The 18921-nt window shown below is 58.8% G+C and carries 15 protein-coding genes and 1 tRNA gene; 9 read left to right on the top strand and 7 right to left on the bottom strand.

The annotated features are described in order from the left end of the window. Positions 1–89 precede the first annotated feature (89 nt). From LQ231_RS02795 to LQ231_RS02775, 5 genes are all read left to right on the top strand, one after another. The gene (locus tag LQ231_RS02795; protein ID WP_230170204.1) at positions 90–398 is read left to right on the top strand and encodes a hypothetical protein; all 309 of its coding nucleotides are present in this window, start codon (positions 90–92) and stop codon (positions 396–398) included. 516 nt (positions 399–914) lie between these two features. Further along, positions 915–1358 (top strand): hypothetical protein, encoded by a 444-nt coding sequence (locus LQ231_RS02790; RefSeq protein WP_230170203.1) that lies wholly within the window; start codon positions 915–917, stop codon positions 1356–1358. A gap of 4 nt (positions 1359–1362) precedes the next feature. Next, the gene (locus LQ231_RS02785) at positions 1363–2181 is read left to right on the top strand and encodes a ParB N-terminal domain-containing protein (RefSeq protein ID WP_230170202.1); all 819 of its coding nucleotides are present in this window, start codon (positions 1363–1365) and stop codon (positions 2179–2181) included. Between the two features lie 124 nt (positions 2182–2305). Then, a complete protein-coding gene (gene rnhA / locus LQ231_RS02780; RefSeq protein ID WP_230170201.1) occupies positions 2306–2797 on the top strand; it encodes a ribonuclease HI in 492 nt (163 codons plus the stop codon). Positions 2798–2874: 77 nt separating this feature from the next. Next, positions 2875–6636, top strand: a complete 3762-nt coding sequence (locus LQ231_RS02775) for a hypothetical protein (RefSeq protein ID WP_230170200.1) — start codon at positions 2875–2877, stop codon at positions 6634–6636. 41 nt (positions 6637–6677) lie between these two features. Here LQ231_RS02775 and LQ231_RS02770 read toward each other — a convergent pair whose 3' ends face one another. From LQ231_RS02770 to LQ231_RS02755, 4 genes are all read right to left on the bottom strand, one after another. Then, positions 6678–7319, bottom strand: coding sequence for a hypothetical protein (locus LQ231_RS02770; RefSeq protein ID WP_230170199.1), 642 nt, complete (start codon positions 7317–7319; stop codon positions 6678–6680). 3 nt (positions 7320–7322) lie between these two features. Beyond that, positions 7323–8525: a TIR domain-containing protein gene (locus LQ231_RS02765; protein WP_230170198.1), complete on the bottom strand. Its 1203-nt coding sequence runs from the start codon at positions 8523–8525 to the stop codon at positions 7323–7325. Positions 8526–8774: 249 nt separating this feature from the next. Next, positions 8775–8850 (bottom strand) — tRNA-Ala (locus LQ231_RS02760). A 151-nt stretch (positions 8851–9001) separates the two neighbouring features. Continuing rightward, a complete protein-coding gene (locus tag LQ231_RS02755) occupies positions 9002–9388 on the bottom strand; it encodes a TIGR02300 family protein (RefSeq protein WP_113143981.1) in 387 nt (128 codons plus the stop codon). Between the two features lie 282 nt (positions 9389–9670). On the opposite strand from LQ231_RS02755, the gene cmk reads away from it, so the two are divergent. Together cmk and rpsA are read left to right on the top strand one after the other, a co-directional pair. Next, positions 9671–10300, top strand: coding sequence for a (d)CMP kinase (cmk, locus tag LQ231_RS02750; protein WP_113144086.1), 630 nt, complete (start codon positions 9671–9673; stop codon positions 10298–10300). 157 nt (positions 10301–10457) lie between these two features. Continuing rightward, complete coding sequence (gene rpsA / locus LQ231_RS02745) at positions 10458–12161, top strand: 30S ribosomal protein S1 (protein ID WP_230170197.1); 1704 nt, start codon at positions 10458–10460, stop codon at positions 12159–12161. 103 nt (positions 12162–12264) lie between these two features. On the opposite strand, the gene LQ231_RS02740 is transcribed toward rpsA, so the two are convergent. Beyond that, complete coding sequence (locus tag LQ231_RS02740; protein WP_230170196.1) at positions 12265–13959, bottom strand: hypothetical protein; 1695 nt, start codon at positions 13957–13959, stop codon at positions 12265–12267. 336 nt (positions 13960–14295) lie between these two features. On the opposite strand from LQ231_RS02740, the gene LQ231_RS02735 reads away from it, so the two are divergent. After that, complete coding sequence (locus LQ231_RS02735; RefSeq protein WP_230170195.1) at positions 14296–15693, top strand: nicotinate phosphoribosyltransferase; 1398 nt, start codon at positions 14296–14298, stop codon at positions 15691–15693. Here LQ231_RS02735 and LQ231_RS02730 read toward each other — a convergent pair whose 3' ends face one another. Together LQ231_RS02730 and LQ231_RS02725 are read right to left on the bottom strand one after the other, a co-directional pair. Beyond that, positions 15694–15981 (bottom strand): hypothetical protein, encoded by a 288-nt coding sequence (locus tag LQ231_RS02730; RefSeq protein ID WP_230170194.1) that lies wholly within the window; start codon positions 15979–15981, stop codon positions 15694–15696. A 227-nt stretch (positions 15982–16208) separates the two neighbouring features. Continuing rightward, positions 16209–16835, bottom strand: a complete 627-nt coding sequence (locus LQ231_RS02725) for a ribonuclease D (protein ID WP_230170193.1) — start codon at positions 16833–16835, stop codon at positions 16209–16211. A gap of 620 nt (positions 16836–17455) precedes the next feature. Here LQ231_RS02725 and LQ231_RS02720 point away from each other — a divergent pair. Continuing rightward, entirely contained in the window at positions 17456–18880 is a 1425-nt protein-coding gene (locus LQ231_RS02720) for a phosphomannomutase (RefSeq protein WP_230170192.1), read from the top strand. Positions 18881–18921: the final 41 nt, after the last annotated feature.

The following is an 18921-nucleotide window of genomic DNA, read 5'->3' as shown; positions in this document are numbered from 1 at the left end:
CCCGATAGTGGGTGCATCTTGTTGTTTTAATTACGATTAGTTCCTGCGATTTCTTTCCATGCCGCGCTGGTGCGGCTTGAGGAGAGAACATGCAGCCGACGCACGCCACCCAGGAATCCCCATTCATCCCACTTTGCGCCGCCCTCGACACACTTGAGAGCATCGCGCACCCGGCCAATACTCCCGCCCGCTTTGCCCTGAGATCGATGACGGACGTGGTCGATCAAGGCTTTCAAGTCGCCTTGGCGCTGGCGGAAGGGCGGGACGTTAAGGCGCGTGACGTTCAGAGGCAGTTGGCGTTTGTCACCGCCAAATTGCTCGAAGTGAGCCAACTGCTTGGATTGCCCGAAAACAGTTCCGCAAGGCGATGCCTCGCCCTCATCAAGTGGGAGGGTTGAGGATGGCGCGGCACCGTGATGATCGCAAACCGCGTCTAGCAGAGTTCCGATCAGAGAAGAGAGGGGGGAAGAGTGCTTTTAGGGCGGGTTTCGTCGCCGGGTTCTGCTCGCCATTTTTAATCCTCACTAGAGTTCTGGCACGGCCCCCAATGTGTGGCGTCAATGTGGAGGACGCCGTGGGTGACGTGGCAGACGCCTTTAGCGATGTATTGACCGAGGAGGGCAAGCAGCGCGGACGAGCCAGCAAGGACGTTTAGGCGAATGCGCGGGGCGGGGCGATAAAACAGCCTCATTGAGGAAGACACACCGATTACCCACTCATAAAGGTGGGCGCACCGATAACCCACCCATCAAGGACGAACGATTTTGCTATGCGTTTTCGCGTGGCCATGTCGCGCAGCTATGCGCAATTCGTCTGTGACCCTATCTGTTTTCAGCGCGTCGCCGCTTGGTATCCGCGTCGGCAAGAATGCAGGCGTCCACTCTGTTTTTAGCCATGTCCACAATAGGAAGTTCATGACCCCAACTGACAATCACCATCAATCCCAAACGAGAACCCGCCGTTCGAACACCGCCGCCCACCGCAGTGCCCCCATTCGTTTCCGTGACCAGCACGGGAGGGAATGCTACAAGGTCCCGCTTGACCGGCAAGGACAATACCACGCAACAGTCACGGCGCGGGACTATCAAACCATCCGGGAGGCAGGGGCAACCGGCGCTTGGTATCTGAACGGCAATGGAAGTGGCGGAGCCTACGTCCGCATTCACTTCAACCGTACCCGCCTGATGCCCGCTAGGATCATCGCAGGCGCCGGGCCCCGTAGCGTGGTTCGCTACATCAATGGCGATGCCCTTGACCTCCGCCCTGAGAACATCGTCTTGCAACGCGGCGCTTCCAAGAAGGCGGACGCTTTCATCGTCGCCGACCACATATCCACGGGCCTTGATACCGGATGGTAAGTCGGTGACGGCAGAAGCCACCGTAGTCCACCGGGAGCGGGCCTTTATCGCCCTCTCAGAAATCACATTTCAGCCCGACTTCATTTCCCGGAACGGCCCGCAAGATCGAGCCCACGTGCGGACGTTAGCCCAAGCCGTCAAGAACCACGGCCCCCTTGATCCGGTCATTCTGTGGCGGAACGGGGAAACGCTCGTCTTGCTGGACGGGGCATATCGAATAGCAGCGTATCGGGCGGCAGCATGGCGGGACGCAATCCCGGCCTATGTGGTTTCTTGTGACCGACGGACGGCACTCTTGCTGGCAGCAGGGGCCAACTCCAAAGACAAGGCCAGTCTCACGCAAAATGAGAAGGCGGACTTGGCATGGCGGCTTGTTCGCGAACCCGGCATGGATTTCTCGAAGCCTGAAATTGCCCGTGCGACCGGCATTTCTAGCGCCACCGTTGGCCGCATGAGGGCGCGGCACAAGGCGTTGCTCAAGAGGGCCAACGTGGAGCTTACGGGGCACTGGTGGCGCGATAGGAGCGATGATTGGGACGAACAACCCGAGGGCCCGGCGATGAGCGACGGTCAACGGAGAAAAGCCATCAATCAGCTTGTCAACGAATTGCGCAACTTGCTCGACTGGCGAAAACCGGGGGCGATTACGAGGGACAGCACGGCGGTGTTCGAGGCGCTTTATGAAGCACTAGGAACCAAAGCTGCCCGGTTCTTCGCTGATTGGGCCGTGGGCGGGGAGGGAGACGACGGGGAAGAGTGGAGTAGCTTCGATCTCGATACCGAGCCCCCGGCGTCCGAGGACGACGACTCCTCCCCATTCTAGACCACCATCATATCACCAGAAGGGGCGTATCATGATACGGCCCGCGCTTCCTCATGAGCCCCTGTCGTTTCCACGGCGGGGGCTTTTTCGTTCACATTCTCATCACTGAAAGACCCCTAAAACCATGACAAATTCCGACTTCACTCCGCGCATTACGATCCACACTGACGGCGCTTGCTCCGGCAATCCCGGCCCCGGAGGGTGGGGCGCTGTCATTTGCTATCTGCACGGCGATGACCGGCAAGAGCGGCTTGAATTGTCAGGCGGCGAAACGGAAACCACCAACAATCGAATGGAACTCAGTGCTGTCATACGGGCCCTGTCATTTGTTCAGGAGCGCGATGGATTTGATCCGTCTATTCCGATCACCATTATCAGCGACAGCAAGTATGTGGTGGATGGGTTCACCGTCTGGAGGCCGAATTGGAAGCTCAAAAATTGGCGAACTGCCGACAAAAAACCCGTCAAGAACCAAGAACTGTGGCGGCATTTGGAGTTCGTTGCGACTGAACTCTCATTGTCGTTCCAGTGGGTGAAAGGCCATGCCGGAGACCCAGACAACGAGGCCGCCGACGCGCTCGCAAATGCTGCGATACCGACCCCCTCGTTCGCCTAATCCACACCCACCCGCCAAATCAACAACCTCAACAGGCCTCGTCATCGCGACGGGGCTCTTTCTTTTTGGAGAACTGAATGACAACCCGCCTAGCGGAAGCAATCAAAACAGAAGCCGCAAGGATCGGAGCCAATCCCGCTGACCTCGCGACCGTCATGTCCTACGAGACCGGGGGCACCTTCGACCCTTGGAAAAAGGGCCCGACGACCAAGTGGGGGACGCACCGTGGATTGATCCAGATGGGCGACCCGCAGCGCGAGAAGTACGGCTACCACAAGGACATGGAGATTGAGGACGCGGTTCGCGCCTCCGCCGACTACCTCGTGGACGCTGGCTTCTCCCCCGGAATGGGCCTTCTCGAAATGTATTCGGCAATCAACGCCGGGGGCATCGGGGAGAAGTATTATGGCCGCAGCGATGCGGGTGCTGGCGGCGCTCCGGGCACCGTTCGGGACAAGGTTCAATACCAGATGGGGAGCCACAAGCAGAAGGCGATGGCGCTCCTGAACGGAGAGTTCACGCCGACCGAATACAGCTACTACGGCGATGACACCGGGCAGGACCTCCCGGAAATCACGACCAGCCCGAACGACGTGATCAGCGCACCCACTCCGCAGACTTACGTGGAGCAGAACGCCAACCCCGATCCGCAGCCTTACGGGTTCGTTGAGGGCGTTGGGGCGAACTACCAAAGCTTCGGCATCACGTCGCACTTGTCGCGATGGATGGAGGAGAGCGGGATGGACCCGAGCTTCACCATTGGCGACGACCGGGGCAAGCACCTCCAGAAGTCTTACGCCCCCCAGTATCACGACTTCCTCCTCTCCTCGGATAGCGATTTCAATCTTCGCCGCCGTGAAGAGTGGGTCCAGAAGGACATGGTGCGTCAGGCCCGCATGAGCCAGTCGGGCACCGTTGCGAACGTTTCACAGGGTCTCGTGGCAGGCGCGATCGATCCCGTTTCGTTGGGCATCGGCGTGGCCTCCGGTGGCATGGGCGCAGCCCTAGTTGGCGGCGGACGTGTTGGCCGAGCGCTCTACGGGGCAGTCTCCGGCGCGGCGATGAACGCTGCTCTCGACGTTGGCTCCGAAGCGATCACGGATAACCCCTATGCCGATCCCGTCATGGCGGGCGCAGCGGGGGCCCTGTTCGGTGCCTTCGGTGGCGCTCTTGTCAACACACGCGGGGCATCGTTCGAGGGCCATGCGGCCTATGATGCAGCGGCCTCAATCCGGCGCGGGGTGGCTCCTCCGGCTGACGCCGAACCGTCCGCCTCTATCTCCCTATCCGGCTCGGGCGGCGCGGCGAGGAACCCCGAAATGCGGGATAGCCTCATCGGCTTGGATCGCGGCGCGTCGATTGAGATGGCGGACGAAAGTGTCCCCGTGGGCTTCGGCGGGTGGTTCCGAAAGGGCGACGTGACGGGCCAGATGACGACCGCAAAGAACCCGATGACGCGCCTGATCGGTGCCAACTTGTTTGAGGAGACGGCGGGCTTCACCGACCACTCGGTTGTCCCGGACAGCGTGAACTCCCGGTTCCGGGCCACTCATCGCAAGTTCGAGGGCAACTTCAACTCGGCATACCTCCCGGCCAAGAACGCCTACATCAAGGAGGCCGGGCTTTCTCGCCTGAATATCGCAGGCCGGGCGCAGAAGGAGTTGGAGTTCAACCGGGCCGTCAACGACTACATTTGGGACAGCAACCCGAGCCCCGACACCCGCCCCCATGTCGTCGCTGCCGCTTCGGCATTCCGCAAGGGGATGGCTGACTTCGCCACGGAGATGGCGGACGCTGGAATGTGGAAGGGTGGACCGGATGCCAACTATGTGCCCCTCGTGGCGGACCACAACGTCATCGCTCGCGTGGACCAGCTCGTCCACCAAGAGGTGATGGAGAAGTTCTTCAAGGACGCCATTCGCGCCCACGCCTCGCATATTTCGGACGACCTCGCGGCTCGCATGGGCCGGGGCTACTGGTCGAATATCCGAAAGGCGGGCTTCGGGATCGAGGACAGCATGTCGAAGGCTCTCCACTTGGAGGACCGAGACGGGTTCATTAAGTCGTTCCATGAGGGGCTAGAGGATCGAAACATCCTGTCCGACACGGAGCTTGCCGAGGTGTTCGACCTCCTATCCGGGATGATGGACGCCACCAAGAAGACCGAAGGGGACGCATCGGGCGGCATTCCCCGCCTCAAGCGCCGAACGCTGATGGACCATAACTACAAGGCATCGGTCCAGATGCGGGACGGCTCCCGTGTCGAGCTACGTCCTCGGGACCTGTTCGAGCAGGACGCCGAGCTTCTGTTCCGCCGCTACTCCCGGTCCATGTCGGGCCGACTGGAGTTCGCCAAGACGAAGATCTTCAACCCGGACAACGGGGACCTGATCGTGGACGGCATCCGCTCCAGCAGCGACCTCGACAAGCTCAAGCAGTCCCTCAAGGAGAGCTACAGGCTAATGCCTGGCACTCGCTCCGAGAAGGAAGCGGAACTCAAGAATGCCCTCGAAAACATCGACTTCGGGTGGGCTAAGATCAACGGCCATCCGATCTACGGTTCCGAGAAGGCATCGGCCCAATGGGTGAGGCGGATCAAGGCCGCGCAGTTCATCCGCCTCATGTCGAACATGGGCCTCAATCAGGTTCAGGAAACGTGGAAGATCGTGTCACTGACGGGGTTCCGCTCGGCCATGAGCCAGATGCCGGCGATCCGGGATATGTCTCGCGCCGTGGCAACCGGCAAGCTCTCGAAGGACAAACTCCTCAACGAACTTGGCGACATGACGGGCATCGGCATGGAGAACCTTTGGAACCGCTACGACCTCCGTTTGGACGATGAACGTCTCGGCGCGGAGACGGGCGGGCGGTTCACTCAGGTGGTTGATAACGTGCTCGATGCGGGACAGCGCCTCACGGCCAACGTCTCGTTCATGCGCCAGATCAGCGACTATCAGCAGCGGTGGGCGATGAAGGCAATCACGCAACAGGTCGCGGACATGGCTCGCAAGGCCCGCACGGAGGGGCAGTTCGACTTCTCCAAGATCAAGGAACGGGACCGCCAGCGGCTCGCCTCGATTGGCCTTGGCGAGGATGACGCCCGGAAGCTGTTCGCCAACATTCTGGAGCACTCGGAGTTCGACGGGAAGAAGATCGTCGGCATCAACACGATGAAGTGGGACGCGGAGACGTTGAGCAAATACCGCGTCTTCCTTACCGGCTATACCGACCGCCTCGTCCAGCAGAACGATTTCGGTGCTTTATCGAAGTGGATGAGCCGCCCGGTCTTCTCGCTGTTCGTCCAGTTCCGGTCTTTCGTGTTCGGAGCGTGGGCCAAGTCCACCCTCTGGACGCTCAACCACGGGGCCGTGAACGATCCCAAAATGTGGGTCCTGATGCTTGGGGAGATCGCAGCGGGAGCGGCAACCTACGCGGTTCGCCACTCAGGTACGGCGGTTACCGAGGAGGGATGGGAAACGTATTGGGAGGAGGCCATGCAGCCCGGCAATCTCCTAAAGAACGGATGGGCCCGCTCGGCGACCGCTTCGGTGCTCCCGATGTTCCTCGATAGCCTGCTCATGGCGACGCCGATGGGTCCTCAGTTCGGGCAGGCTCGCGCCTCCGGCTCGGCTACCGAGACGTTCATCGGGTCCCCTGCGGTGGGCCAGATCGACAGCGCAATGGCTTTCTCTCGTGGCGTGAGCGGGGCGTTGTGGGACGACGAGGACGTGACGCAGCGGGATATCCGGGCGGGCATCCGGGCGTTCATGCCGCTCGGAAACTGGGTGCCGATCACGGCGGCGCTTGGGGCCCTGATCGAGGGTCGACCGGAGAGATGAGGGTTTGCTGATGGCTTCGCCGGGGAAACTCGGCGGGGCCTCTATTCTCGTTTTTCAGGCCGTGCCTCTGCTCGTCCTTTTTCAATAACCTGCCGCATGAGCTCCATGTTCAAGCTTCCTTTTATCGCTTCAGAAACGTCGGCACTGGCCCGGTAAAGGCGGGCTCGTTCCGGAAAAAACGGTCCACCTTGTTTGATCGTCTCAAGGTGCAACGGAAGGCGCTCGTCCTCGTCATTCAAAGTCAAACGCATCAGCGCGAGGTTCGTTTTTTTACCGCCCACGTAATCATATGCCAGCAGATCGATACCGTTGTCCCGTTTCTCCCCCTCTATGAGAATGGCGGAATACACGTAGATCTCAGACAACCCGGTGCTCTCGATCTCTCCCTCAACTCTTCCATTATATACTCGCATCCGAAGCGATACTGGGCCGCCGGAATCCGTGGACGAGTTGAGCTCCTGATCGGTTGCGTCCACCCAGCCCTCCAAGCTGCTTGTCCACATCCCGGTGTAATCTTGGTCAAGCAATAACCAGTCGGCGACGCTTTCTTTCGCTTTGGGTGCTTCGCTCGTGAAGGAGTTAATTTTTGCAGGTAGCTCCAACAACCCTAAGAAGACAGACACAATCCAGCCAGACGCGGTTAATGCTATCGTGCCCCACGAAATGCTACGCCGACGCGACATCGATCAAACTCCAGTCTCCCCGAGTTCTATAGGCGTTGAGAAGGTGCCCTCACCTAGCCCAACATATTCAATGTCCAGCGCCGATTTGAATACTGGGGAGACGAAAGCTGCAATCTTTTCGTACCCAACTAGCGCGGTTTGCGGACCAGCTGCATACGGTGCAACTTGATATGGTGGGAAATGAAGCTTAATTCCTTTTTCTTCGAAAGTGAACGCCCGGAAATCATCCCACGTTTCAGTTCCACGTTCGATCCAGTCTCGATCTACGTGTTCATCCCCGTCTTCCCCCTGTATCGTAACCAGATGCGACCGAACCTCACTTCGAATAGCATCCAAAGCAACCGTTGCATCCGCAAAGATCATCTCTAAGCTGCGAATATAGCAGAGCGGGTCCACAAGAAAGCAATACGTACTGACGCCGTGATTGGGATGCGCCGCCCTAGCATAGTAGCTATGCAACCAATATGCCAACGACAGTATGCGTCCTTTAACTTTAGGCGTCTGCGGAGACGCGTCGAGGGTGTGGGTGCGTCTATACTTATCTTGACCAAAATTGAACTCTTCAGGATCGGGCAGAAGCGTTTGATACCGCAAGTCCGCCAATTCCAGAAACAATTCACCGCGCACGATGTCTCCGATTTGGGAGACCATTGGGTGTTTTGTTGAACTCAAGCGCGGCAGTCTGAAATCGGCTTCACATCCTGGGATGCCGTCGCGGAACTCGCGATGACTGTAGAACTGCCAGCTTATCTCAGCCTCATTCTGTGCCACCTCGATTGCGAGCCCAAGGCGTTCGAGCTGATGCCTAACGGCATCCAGCAGATGCTCCTGAAATGCTTCATCGTTATATCGGATGAACTGAAGGTCTTTGATCAAATCGGGGACGGTGACATTCTCATCGAGGAGGACTGGAATAAGGTAGATGTCGTCTACCAGCTTTTCCTCTGCCTTCTCCAATGCCAAGCGGATTTCACGTTGGACATAGCCTCGTTTAGTTACGGACTTGTCTGAAATGAAGACGACCAAAACTGCAGCCTTATCAAGCGCTCTGCGAATTTCGAAATCCCAGTTCTGCCCTGCCTTCAATCGCTTCTTGTCCATCCACGCGTCCACGCCAGATGCGATAAGGGCGTCAGCTATGGGCTCAACACGATCGCGGTCGCCCGACGTATAGCTGATAAAGACCAGTTGCTCGTCTTCCCCCATCTCGCACTCCGCTTCGTTAGAATCGTCAGTGCCACAAGTTGCACGTGGCGCACAATTTTCTCAAGCAGTTGTGTCGAAGCGGCCGTTTATCAATGTCGCCCGCTCTGATGCGGAAACCGGGTCGAAGCGTTCAGACGGCAATCAATTCCAAAGTTGGTCTGAATGATTGGTCTGAATTGGTCTGAGACGAGGTCCGGAGTTCGGTCTAGTCGTCTGATAAAATTGCGATATTTTCAGTTTCGGGAAAATTGGTGGAGCTAAGCGGGATCGAACCGCTGACCTCTTGCATGCCATGCAAGCGCTCTCCCAGCTGAGCTATAGCCCCATCAAGGGTCCGGCGATGCCGGTTCCGGGAACCCCGTGAAGCAGCGCTTCCGTCGGGGTGGCGGCTTAATACGTTCGGTTTCCGAAGATAGCAAGCCTAAAATTTCGGACCCGGGAAACTTTTCGTCTCCGGGTCCGAAAATATTGAAATATCAGACTTCGTCGTCGTCGCCGGAGACGCCGATGATGCCGGTCATGTCGTCGTCGTCATCGTCTTCATCGGCTTCGAGGAAGGTGTCGTCGTCGTCGCCGTCGATTTCGACGTCATCGTCGCCGAGGTCCGGAATGTCATCGCCGCCGGCTGCATCATCTGCATCCTCGAGCGAAACCAGTTCGACATCCGTATTCTCGGTATCGACTTCCGCGACTTCCTCTTCTTCAGCCTTCTCCATGATGGCTGCAACCGAAGTCTCCTCGAAATAGGAGAGCGGCCAGGATTTGCCCGTATAGGGCGATACGATCGGATCCTTGTTCAGATCGTAGAATTTCTTGCCGGTATCAGGGCAAGTGCGTTTTGTTCCAAGTTCTGCCTTCGCCACTGTCAAAGCCTCATGAAGTCGTGAAGAATAAGGGAATGCGCCAAGCGCCCGGCGGAAAGCCGGCCAAACTGTAGTCGGTCCCCTTAATCGTTGCGCTTCGGTCTGTCAAAGGCAAACTGCATCAAGACCGGATGGCGGTGGGCTGGGCCGCCAGTTAGGCCGGCGAGAACGTCGCCTGGCGTGCCCGGTTCGGCTTTCGCAAGACCTGCCGACATGCTTGGCTTTCATGGCCGGGATCGCTATCAGGAACGCAGATTTTTCTTCTTCAGAACGAGGACGCCGATGATCATCGCCATTGATGGACCCGCTGCTGCCGGCAAGGGAACGTTGTCGCGCCGCATTGCAGAGGCCTACGGCTTCCATCATCTCGATACGGGCCTCACCTACCGGGCAACAGCCAGGGCGCTATTGGATGCCGGCCTGCCGCTCGATGATGAAGGTATTGCAGCCAAGATCGCCGGGACCGTCGAACTTGCCGGTCTGGACCGCGACATTCTCTCGGCGCACGAGATCGGCGAAGCGGCCTCCAAGATCGCCGTAATGCCATCGGTGCGCCGTGCACTAGTCGACGCACAGCGTGCATTTTCGATCAGGGAACCTGGAACCGTGCTCGACGGTCGCGACATCGGCACCGTGGTCTGCCCGCAGGCGCCGGTAAAGCTCTATGTCACGGCGTCGCCGGAAGTTCGGGCAAAGCGCCGCTTCGACGAGATTGTCGGCAAAGGCCGGGCTGCCGATTTCGAGGCTATTTTCGAGGATGTGAAGCGGCGGGACGAGCGCGACATGGGCCGCGCCGACAGCCCGTTGAAGCCAGCCGAAGACGCGCACTTGCTAGATACCTCGGAAATGAGTATAGAGGCGGCGTTTCGGGCAGCGAAGGACTTGATTGACGCTGCCTTGAATAAAGCATGAACTGATCCGGGACCGGCCTGGCCGTTTTCCTTTTCAGTTGGCCAATCCCACCGTCCCCGCGCCGGACAGCTCTTTAGAGCGGACGAAGGAATTGGCCCCGACCAACACGAACCACCGGCGCAGCCCGCATCCGAAATGGATGCGACTAGGAGATTTCATGTCTGTTTCTACCCCGTCGCGCGAGGACTTTGCTGCCCTCCTCGAGGAATCCTTTGCCAAGACCGATCTGGCCGAAGGCTATGTTGCCAAGGGCATCATCACGGCCATCGAAAAGGACGTCGCTATCGTTGACGTCGGCCTCAAGGTCGAAGGCCGCATCGCGCTGAAGGAATTCGGTGCACGCGCCAAGGACGGCACGCTGAAGGTCGGCGACGAAGTCGAAGTTTACGTCGAGCGCATCGAAAACGCTCTCGGCGAAGCTGTTCTGTCGCGCGAGAAGGCTCGTCGCGAAGAAAGCTGGATCAAGCTGGAAGCCAAGTTCGAAGCTGGCGAGCGCGTTGAAGGCGTTATCTTCAACCAGGTCAAGGGCGGCTTCACGGTTGACCTCGACGGCGCAGTTGCCTTCCTTCCGCGTTCGCAGGTCGACATCCGTCCGATCCGCGACGTCACCCCGCTGATGCACAACCCGCAGCCCTTCGAAATCCTCAAGATGGACAAGCGTCGCGGCAACATCGTTGTATCGCGTCGTACGGTTCTCGAAGAAAGCCGCGCCGAGCAGCGTTCTGAAATCGTTCAGAACCTCGAAGAAGGCCAGGTTGTTGACGGCGTCGTCAAGAACATCACCGATTACGGTGCGTTCGTTGACCTCGGCGGCATCGACGGCCTGCTGCACGTCACCGACATGGCATGGCGCCGCGTCAACCATCCTTCGGAAATCCTGTCCATCGGCCAGTCGGTCAAGGTTCAGATCATCCGTATCAACCAGGAAACCCACCGCATCTCGCTCGGCATGAAACAGCTCGAGTCGGATCCGTGGGATGGCATCGCTGCCAAGTATCCGGTTGGCAAGAAGATCTCCGGTACCGTGACCAACATCACCGACTACGGTGCATTCGTCGAGCTGGAGCCGGGCATCGAAGGCCTGATCCACATCTCGGAAATGTCCTGGACGAAGAAGAACGTTCATCCCGGCAAGATCCTTTCGACCACGCAGGACGTCGACGTCGTCGTTCTCGAAGTCGATCCGTCGAAGCGCCGTATCTCGCTCGGTCTCAAGCAGACCCTCGAGAACCCGTGGCAGGCATTTGCCTTCAGCCATCCGGCCGGCACTGAAGTCGAAGGCGAAGTCAAGAACAAGACCGAATTCGGCCTGTTCATCGGCCTCGAAGGCGACGTTGACGGCATGGTTCACCTCTCCGACCTCGACTGGAACCGTCCGGGCGAACAGGTCATCGAGGAGTTCAACAAGGGTGACGTGGTCAAGGCCGTCGTTCTCGACGTTGACGTCGAGAAGGAACGCATCTCGCTCGGCATCAAGCAGCTCGGCCGTGATGCGGTTGGCGAAGCAGCAACCTCGGGCGATCTGCGCAAGAACGCCGTTGTTTCTTGCGAAGTCATCGCGATCAATGACGGTGGCGTCGAAGTGAAGCTCGTTGCTCACGAAGACATCGTGTCGTTCATCCGTCGTGCCGATCTTGCTCGCGACCGTGACGACCAGCGTCCTGAGCGTTTCTCCGTTGGCCAGGTTTTTGACGCTCGCGTCACGAACTTCTCCAAGAAGGATCGCAAGGTCATGCTGTCGATCAAGGCTCTCGAGATCGCAGAAGAGAAGGAAGCGGTTGCTCAGTTCGGTTCGTCCGACTCTGGCGCATCGCTTGGCGACATCCTGGGCGCAGCCCTGAAGAACCGCACCAACGACTAATCGTTGCGGTTTTGCTGAATAGGAAAACCCGCCGGACGACAGCGTCCGGCGGGTTTTTTGTTGCATGCGGACGTTTTCGCGTCGCTCAGTCGGTCTGCCGGGTTCAAATCAACCCCGACATCCGCAGATAGAGGTCATGGGCGGGATCATCTTGCCCCGCAGGCTCTGAGATGATGTGATCGGCGCTGAGATCTTCCAAGATGAAAACGGGTGCCGTTTCCTGGAGAGTGAGCAAGTTCGCCTCTTGCCCTGCATGGTCTTCGGGCAACTGTTCCTGCGCCTGTTCGTTCGGGTCGTCGCTGGCGGCACCGTCATCGGACAGGCCTTCGTCGCCTGGTTCTTCCTCGTCTTCGGCGTGCCGGCGTTCTTCGACCTCGCCGAGATCCGGATCGAACGCGTCGACAATCAGATAGTTGACGAAAGGAACGGGGATGACGTCACGTAAGCCGATTGCCTGAAGGGCAACCGGCGCATCGGTCGGCGCCGTGAACATTGCGTAGGCGACTTGTTCCTCGAACCCTCCGCTACGACCGCGTTGCGCCAAAGCGAGGGTTAACGCCTCCGGTTCGGGCGCAAAGGGCGCCAAGCCACGATCCGGCCTTGCTGGCGCCAAATCCTCAGCCTCGCCATGGATCTGGACAATGTCGGTCGCCGCGCCGTCACGGCTCGCCTCCTCGACTTGCAGATTGAGCAAGACGCGCGCGAGATCGGTTTCTACCACATCGATCAGGGACGTCGCCGGAATCGGCGGAAACATTGCTGGCGGCTGCCCGTTGGCGCCTGCCGAAGTTACCACCAATGGCGATCGGGACATGTTTGCGTTTGGCTCGATCGGGTCAGTCCCCGACAGCCCTGCCTCTTGCGCGCTTGTCGCTTGCCGAAAGGCAGTCTGTAGCCGAGTGGCATTGCCTTGCTCGTCATTGGCATCTGCCCAAGAAAGATCGCTCGCCGCTTGTTCAGGCGGGACGGCAATCTGCCCCTCGTTCACCGCCGAGATCATTTTCGCTCCGGCGAAGGTCTCATCCAGCTGCGCCTGCAGTACGTGAGGGACAATTTCGAGATTGCGCAACCGGTTTCTGACCGTCTGAAGGTCTTCCGCAGCGATAATGGCAGGAGGGGGCTGCCGAGAGATTTCCACCATCTCTTCGGGGGCCGGCGTGGCCGTCCCCAACTGTGCAAAATTCCTCGTTTCGACCGACGGTCCAGCCGGACGCTTGTCCACTGCAATCGAACCTGCAGCATGGGTGCCGCTATCGCTCAGCGACACACCGGGCGGCGTCCTGGGGGCTGTCGTCGCCTCGCTCCCGGAAGATTTTGGCAAGACGTCCAAGGGTACCCGGCCCTCTGCAGAATTTTGCCTGTAGGATGTCACGACAGACCGGGTCGCAAGATCGCGATCCTTCTGGCGGTAAAGCTCAAGATAGATCGACAATGTTGCCGCTTCCGGGCCAACGGGATTGCGGAAAGCCTCTATCAGCGTCCGCAATTGAAGACCTGCGAATGCCTGCATCAGTTGCCGTTGCAAAGCGACGCGTTCGCGGGGCGTCAGATCCGTTAGCGCCTCGATCAAGCGCGCCGCATAGCCACTGAGTGGCTCGTTGGGCAAACGCTCCATCTTCAATGCGCTGCCCAGCAGATCGACCAGGACCGTGAGATTTTGCGCCATGCGCTCCTGACCCGTCAGAAGCAGAAGGTTGAGCCGACCGGCAATTTCATTGTTTTGCTCAAGCGCGCCGGGCGTTTTCGCTGCGGTATTCGCACCGAGTGCGGCCGTCGCGCCCGCACTGTCGCTGGGCACGCGCGCATCCTGATATGCCGGATAGGCGTTTGACGCAGTGCTCACAGGAGGAAGCATTGCAAACTCTCTCGGTGCGGGTGAAACAACAAGGGCAAAGTCTCAGGCCGCTCATGCGGTCCACAGTCTCCATGCGGCCGTGACCGGCACGGGGGCATACAATAAGGGTCTGCCAGAGTATCAACGGGCAGTATTGGCGAGAAACGGTTAACAAAGCGCTAACCATAAAAACCAAGGCCATCCTTGCCGCTCCACCGGTGCTCGCATACATCTCTGTGACGCGTGATTCACGTTCGGCGATGCGGTATTGTCGGGCTGATATCCGGATGGGCGCCAAGCATGACACTCAATACGATCTTGAACACGGACAGCTACAAGCTCGGGCACTTCCTGCAGTATCCGGCGGATACCAGGGCCATCAGTGCCTACATCACCACTCGCGGCAATTCCTTCAGGCCGGAGGTGATGTTTTTCGGGCTACAGATGTTCCTGAAGGAGTATCTGTCGAAAGCAATCACCGCTGCCGACATCGATGAGGCTGAAGAGGTCGCCGGCCTGCATGGACAACCGTTCGACCGGGCAGGCTGGACACACATCCTCAATGCCCATGGCGGATACCTGCCGCTGCGCATCGAGGCCTTGCCCGAAGGCATCGCCATCCGTCGCGGCGTGCCGGTCGTGCAAGTCGTCAATACGGATATGCAGGTTCCCTGGCTCGTCACTCATATCGAGCCTGCCCTGCTGCGCGCGGTCTGGTATCCATCGACGGTGGCAACCACAGCCTGGCGCTTGCGACTGGCCATCCAGCCCTACCTCGATCGCACGGCCGACGATATCGACGGCCTGGCGCGAAACCGCATCAGCGACTATGGCGCGCGCGGGACGTCCAGCCTGGAACAGGCGGCATTGGGGGGGGCAGCCCACCTGGTTCATTTCGACAGCACCGATTCGCTGCCAGGTATCCTGCATGCTCGGCGCTACTACGGCGCAAAAATGGCCGGCAAATCGATACCCGCCTCGGAACACAGTACCATCACCGCCTGGGGGCAGACCCGCGAAGCGGATGCATTTGCAAACATGATCGAGACATTTGCAAAATTCGGCGCCTATTCCGTCGTTTCCGACAGCTATGATCTCAACAATGCTGTCGCGGAGATCTGGGGCAAACAGCTGCAAACCAAGGTTCGGGCCGCAGGAGCAACCCTGGTCGTGCGACCCGACAGCGGCGATCCGATCGAAACGCCAGTCCAAGTCGTTGCACAGCTGGCCTACGCTTACGGCACCCGACTGAACAGCAAGGGCTTCAAGGTGCTGGACGCGAATGTCCGGGTTGTTCAGTCGGACGGCATATCGCTGCAGGACATCCAGATGATCCTTGGTCGGCTGGAAGGCATGGGGTTTTCGGCAGAAAACATTTCCTTTGGCATGGGTTCGGCGCTCCTGCACAAGATCAACCGTGACACGCTGTCATTCACCATGCGAGCGAGTGCACTTCACGATGACAAGGGTGTCTGGCGCGACATCGGCCGACGGCCAACCAATCCTCAGGAGAAACCACCAATGGCAGGGCGGCTGGCCGTCATCACGGAGGGTACGGATATCGTCAGCGTCCCGCTCACCGAGCTTGGACGCCGGGACAACATTCTGCAGCCGGTCTGGGAGAATGGCGCGCTTCTGCGCGACTGGATGTTTGACGATGTCCGCAAGAGAGCTGCCGAAGCGACTCCATCGCGCTGATCAGTCGATCGCCTTCATGTGCATCTGATAAAGCCCTGCCTCGTCGGAGGGCGACGCAATTCTCGGTGCAATCTTGCCGGTGTGGCTGCGCTCGTCAGCGGTGAAAGCGTCGAGCCAGTTTGCCGGCGCGTAGCTCGGCAAAGACGCCGAAGGGTCCTCATCGCGCGGCAGGTCGTCGTCATTATCCCCAGCGGGAAAAGAGGACTGAAGCCGTTCATCGGGATCATCCCGAAACATTGTCATATCACGCGATACCGTCTCAAGCAGGCTATAGGATGCTTCCGTCATGTCCGCAGAAATTCACCGCGTTATGGAGACATGATCAGCGCGAAAGCCAACCCTGTCCCTCCGATTCTTTGCAGCCATGATGGGTTACGGCGGTTAAGAAAAGCTTGGCGGGAGGATCTGTTGGGGACAAGAATTCACCCGTGTTTTTTCACTGCCGGGCGTGGCCGGTGCGGCGAAAGCGCAGCCGGATGCAAGAGCAGCGGCGATAGTTCCTGCAATACAGGATCTCAGCTATGGGCAAAGATGTCGGTTTCATCCCAGCCCAGCAGATCGAGCTTGGCTCGTGTGGGCAGGAATTCGAAACAGGCCCCGGCGTGCTCCATGCGGCCATCGCGAACCAAACGTTCCATCAGTCGGTCGCGCAAGGCGTGCAGATGCAGGACATCGGATGCCGCATATTCAAGCTGAGCCTTGCTCAGTGTCTGGGCGGCCCAGTCCGACGACTGCTGAACCTTGGAAATGTCGATCTCGAGCATTTCCTTCAGATTGTCCTTCAGACCGTGGCGATCCGTGTAGGTTCGGCTCAAGCGGGACGCAATCTTGGTGCAGAAAACAGTCGTGGTTGTCACCCCAAACGTGTGGAAGAGAACGGCGATATCAAAGCGGCCATAGTGGAAGATCTTCTGGCGGGCGGGATCTGCCAGCATCGCCACGAGATTGGGCGCATGCTTCTGACCCGCGGCAATGCGAATGATGTCGGCACTGCCGTCACCGGGGGACAATTGCACAACACACAGGCGATCCCGTCGTGGGACAAGTCCCAACGTTTCCGTATCGATCGCGATCGCGCCGGTGTAGCGTACGGCATCGGCTGCGGAAATGTCGCCTTCGTGAAAGCGGATCGTCGATGCCATGCCTATCTCCTGTCAAAATCCGGTCCGCTGGCTATATCCCAAAGCGCATGCTGGCACTACCCCAACCCACCACCGTGTACCTCGCATGCAGAGTAGGCGCTGAGCAAAAGCCCGGAGTTCGGGCATTTCTGAAGCAAGTCCGCGCCTGAGTTTTTTGCAACAGCTACAGCTATCCGTGTTTTGCATAGGTTCTCCGGTCTCAGTCCAACACATGTTCAGTTGCATGACTTCGCTGATGCAATGAGCTGTTTTTCGAAGACTTTTTGTGTCGATATGAACCTCACTCGCAGAGAAATACATTCAGGTGGATCTGGCGCAGTGATAGCTATGCATTTTTCACACTGCTGCATTGCACCAACAAGGATTGGCAGGCCAAACTCAAGCTCGTATAAACAAACCATCGAAGCGGCGCACTCCTCCTCCCAGTGCCGCCCGATTGGATCGGCAACTCCTCCTCCTCCCAATTGCCGATCAAGTTTAAGAGCCTGGCGCATCCTCCTCCCGCGCCAGGCTCTTTCCATTTCTGGGCTTCCTTATCCAAAAATCATACGTTTGCTTGAGCCTGTGACCAGCGGGCTCTATATCCTGTGGTCAAAGCGTCTGACGAACAGGAGAACCTTATGGCAGTAAAATTCGGAACAAGCGGGCTGCGCGGGCTTTCCTCCGACCTAGTCGGAAGTGTATCGGCACTGTACGCGACGGCCTTTGCCCGATTTCTGCTGGAAGGCAACCTTGTCAGCGCTGGCGGCTGTGTCGTCGTTGCGCGTGATTTCCGCCAATCCAGCCCTGAAATTGCGGCAACGGTCATGGCCGCACTCACCCGCGCGGGACTGACCCCGATCGATTGCGGAACAATCCCAACACCGGCGCTGGCGCTTTACGGTGCTGCCATCCAAGCTGGCGGCATCATGATTACAGGCTCGCATATTCCCGCCGACCGCAACGGCATCAAGTTCTATCGACCGGACGGCGAGATCGACAAGCAGGACGAACAGACGATCGTGGCATTGGCTGCGAGCCTTGAAGATGACGCTGAAGCCAATCGCGTTGAAAGGGGCTCGGGCGCCAACCATGAGGCGGAGGCGACAGATCTGTTCCTGGCACGCAATTTCGCGACGCTGCCCGAGCAAGCGCTCGCCGGCATGCGCGTCGGCATCTACCAGCATAGCACCGTCGCCCGCGACATGATGGTCAAGGTATTCGAGCATTTCGGGGCAACGGTATTCCCGCTTGGCCGCTCCGAACAATTCATTCCGGTTGATACCGAGGCCGTGTCGGAAGAGACAGTCGCATTGCTTGCCGGGTGGACGGACGAACTGGCGCTCGACACGATTGTTTCAACAGATGGCGACGGAGACCGCCCACTGGTGTCGGACGAGCGTGGAACGCCGCTGCGCGGCGATCTGCTCGGCCTGATTTCAGCACGCTTCCTGCGGGCCTCGCTTGTCGCAACACCGGTGACCTCCAATTCCGGACTTGAGGCAGACGGACATTTTACCGTTGTTCGCACGCGTGTCGGCTCACCATTTGTCATCGCCGCGATGAATGAAGCCCTCGCCGCCGGTCAGACAGGGGTTCTCGGCTTCGAAGCCAATGGCGGCCTGATGCTCGGTTCGGATTTCGATACGGGAACGGCTGTGCTGAAGTCTTTGCCGACGCGCGACAGTTTCCTGCCGGCACTTGCCGTGTTGGCGACGGCCAGACAGACCGGGCAATCACTCTCAGCGCTTGCCAATGCGTACCGCATGCCGATGGCGCTCAGCGACCGGCTGGAGAATTTCGCCGTCGAACGCAGCAGTGCCTTGATGGCGCATCTGCGCCAATCCACCGACAACATGACACGTTTCCTTGCGCCTCTCGGTGGCGTGAAAACCGTCAGCGACATTGATGGCCTGCGCATCACACTTGACGATGGCTCTGTCGTTCACTTCCGCCCCTCCGGCAACGCACCCGAGATGCGATGTTATGTCGAAGCACCCTCTTTTGAGGAAGCAAAGACGCTGCTGAAGGGCGGCTTGCAGCTCTTGGACAACTGGCAAAGCTGAACCGGAAGCGAGGTTACGGCGTATTGGTTGCATGACAAACC

The organism is Rhizobium sp. CECT 9324, from assembly GCF_918741265.1.
GTDB lineage: Bacteria > Pseudomonadota > Alphaproteobacteria > Rhizobiales > Rhizobiaceae > Allorhizobium.
The sequence above is the reverse complement of the archived record's forward strand: the minus strand, read 5'-3'. Positions and strand labels throughout refer to the sequence as shown.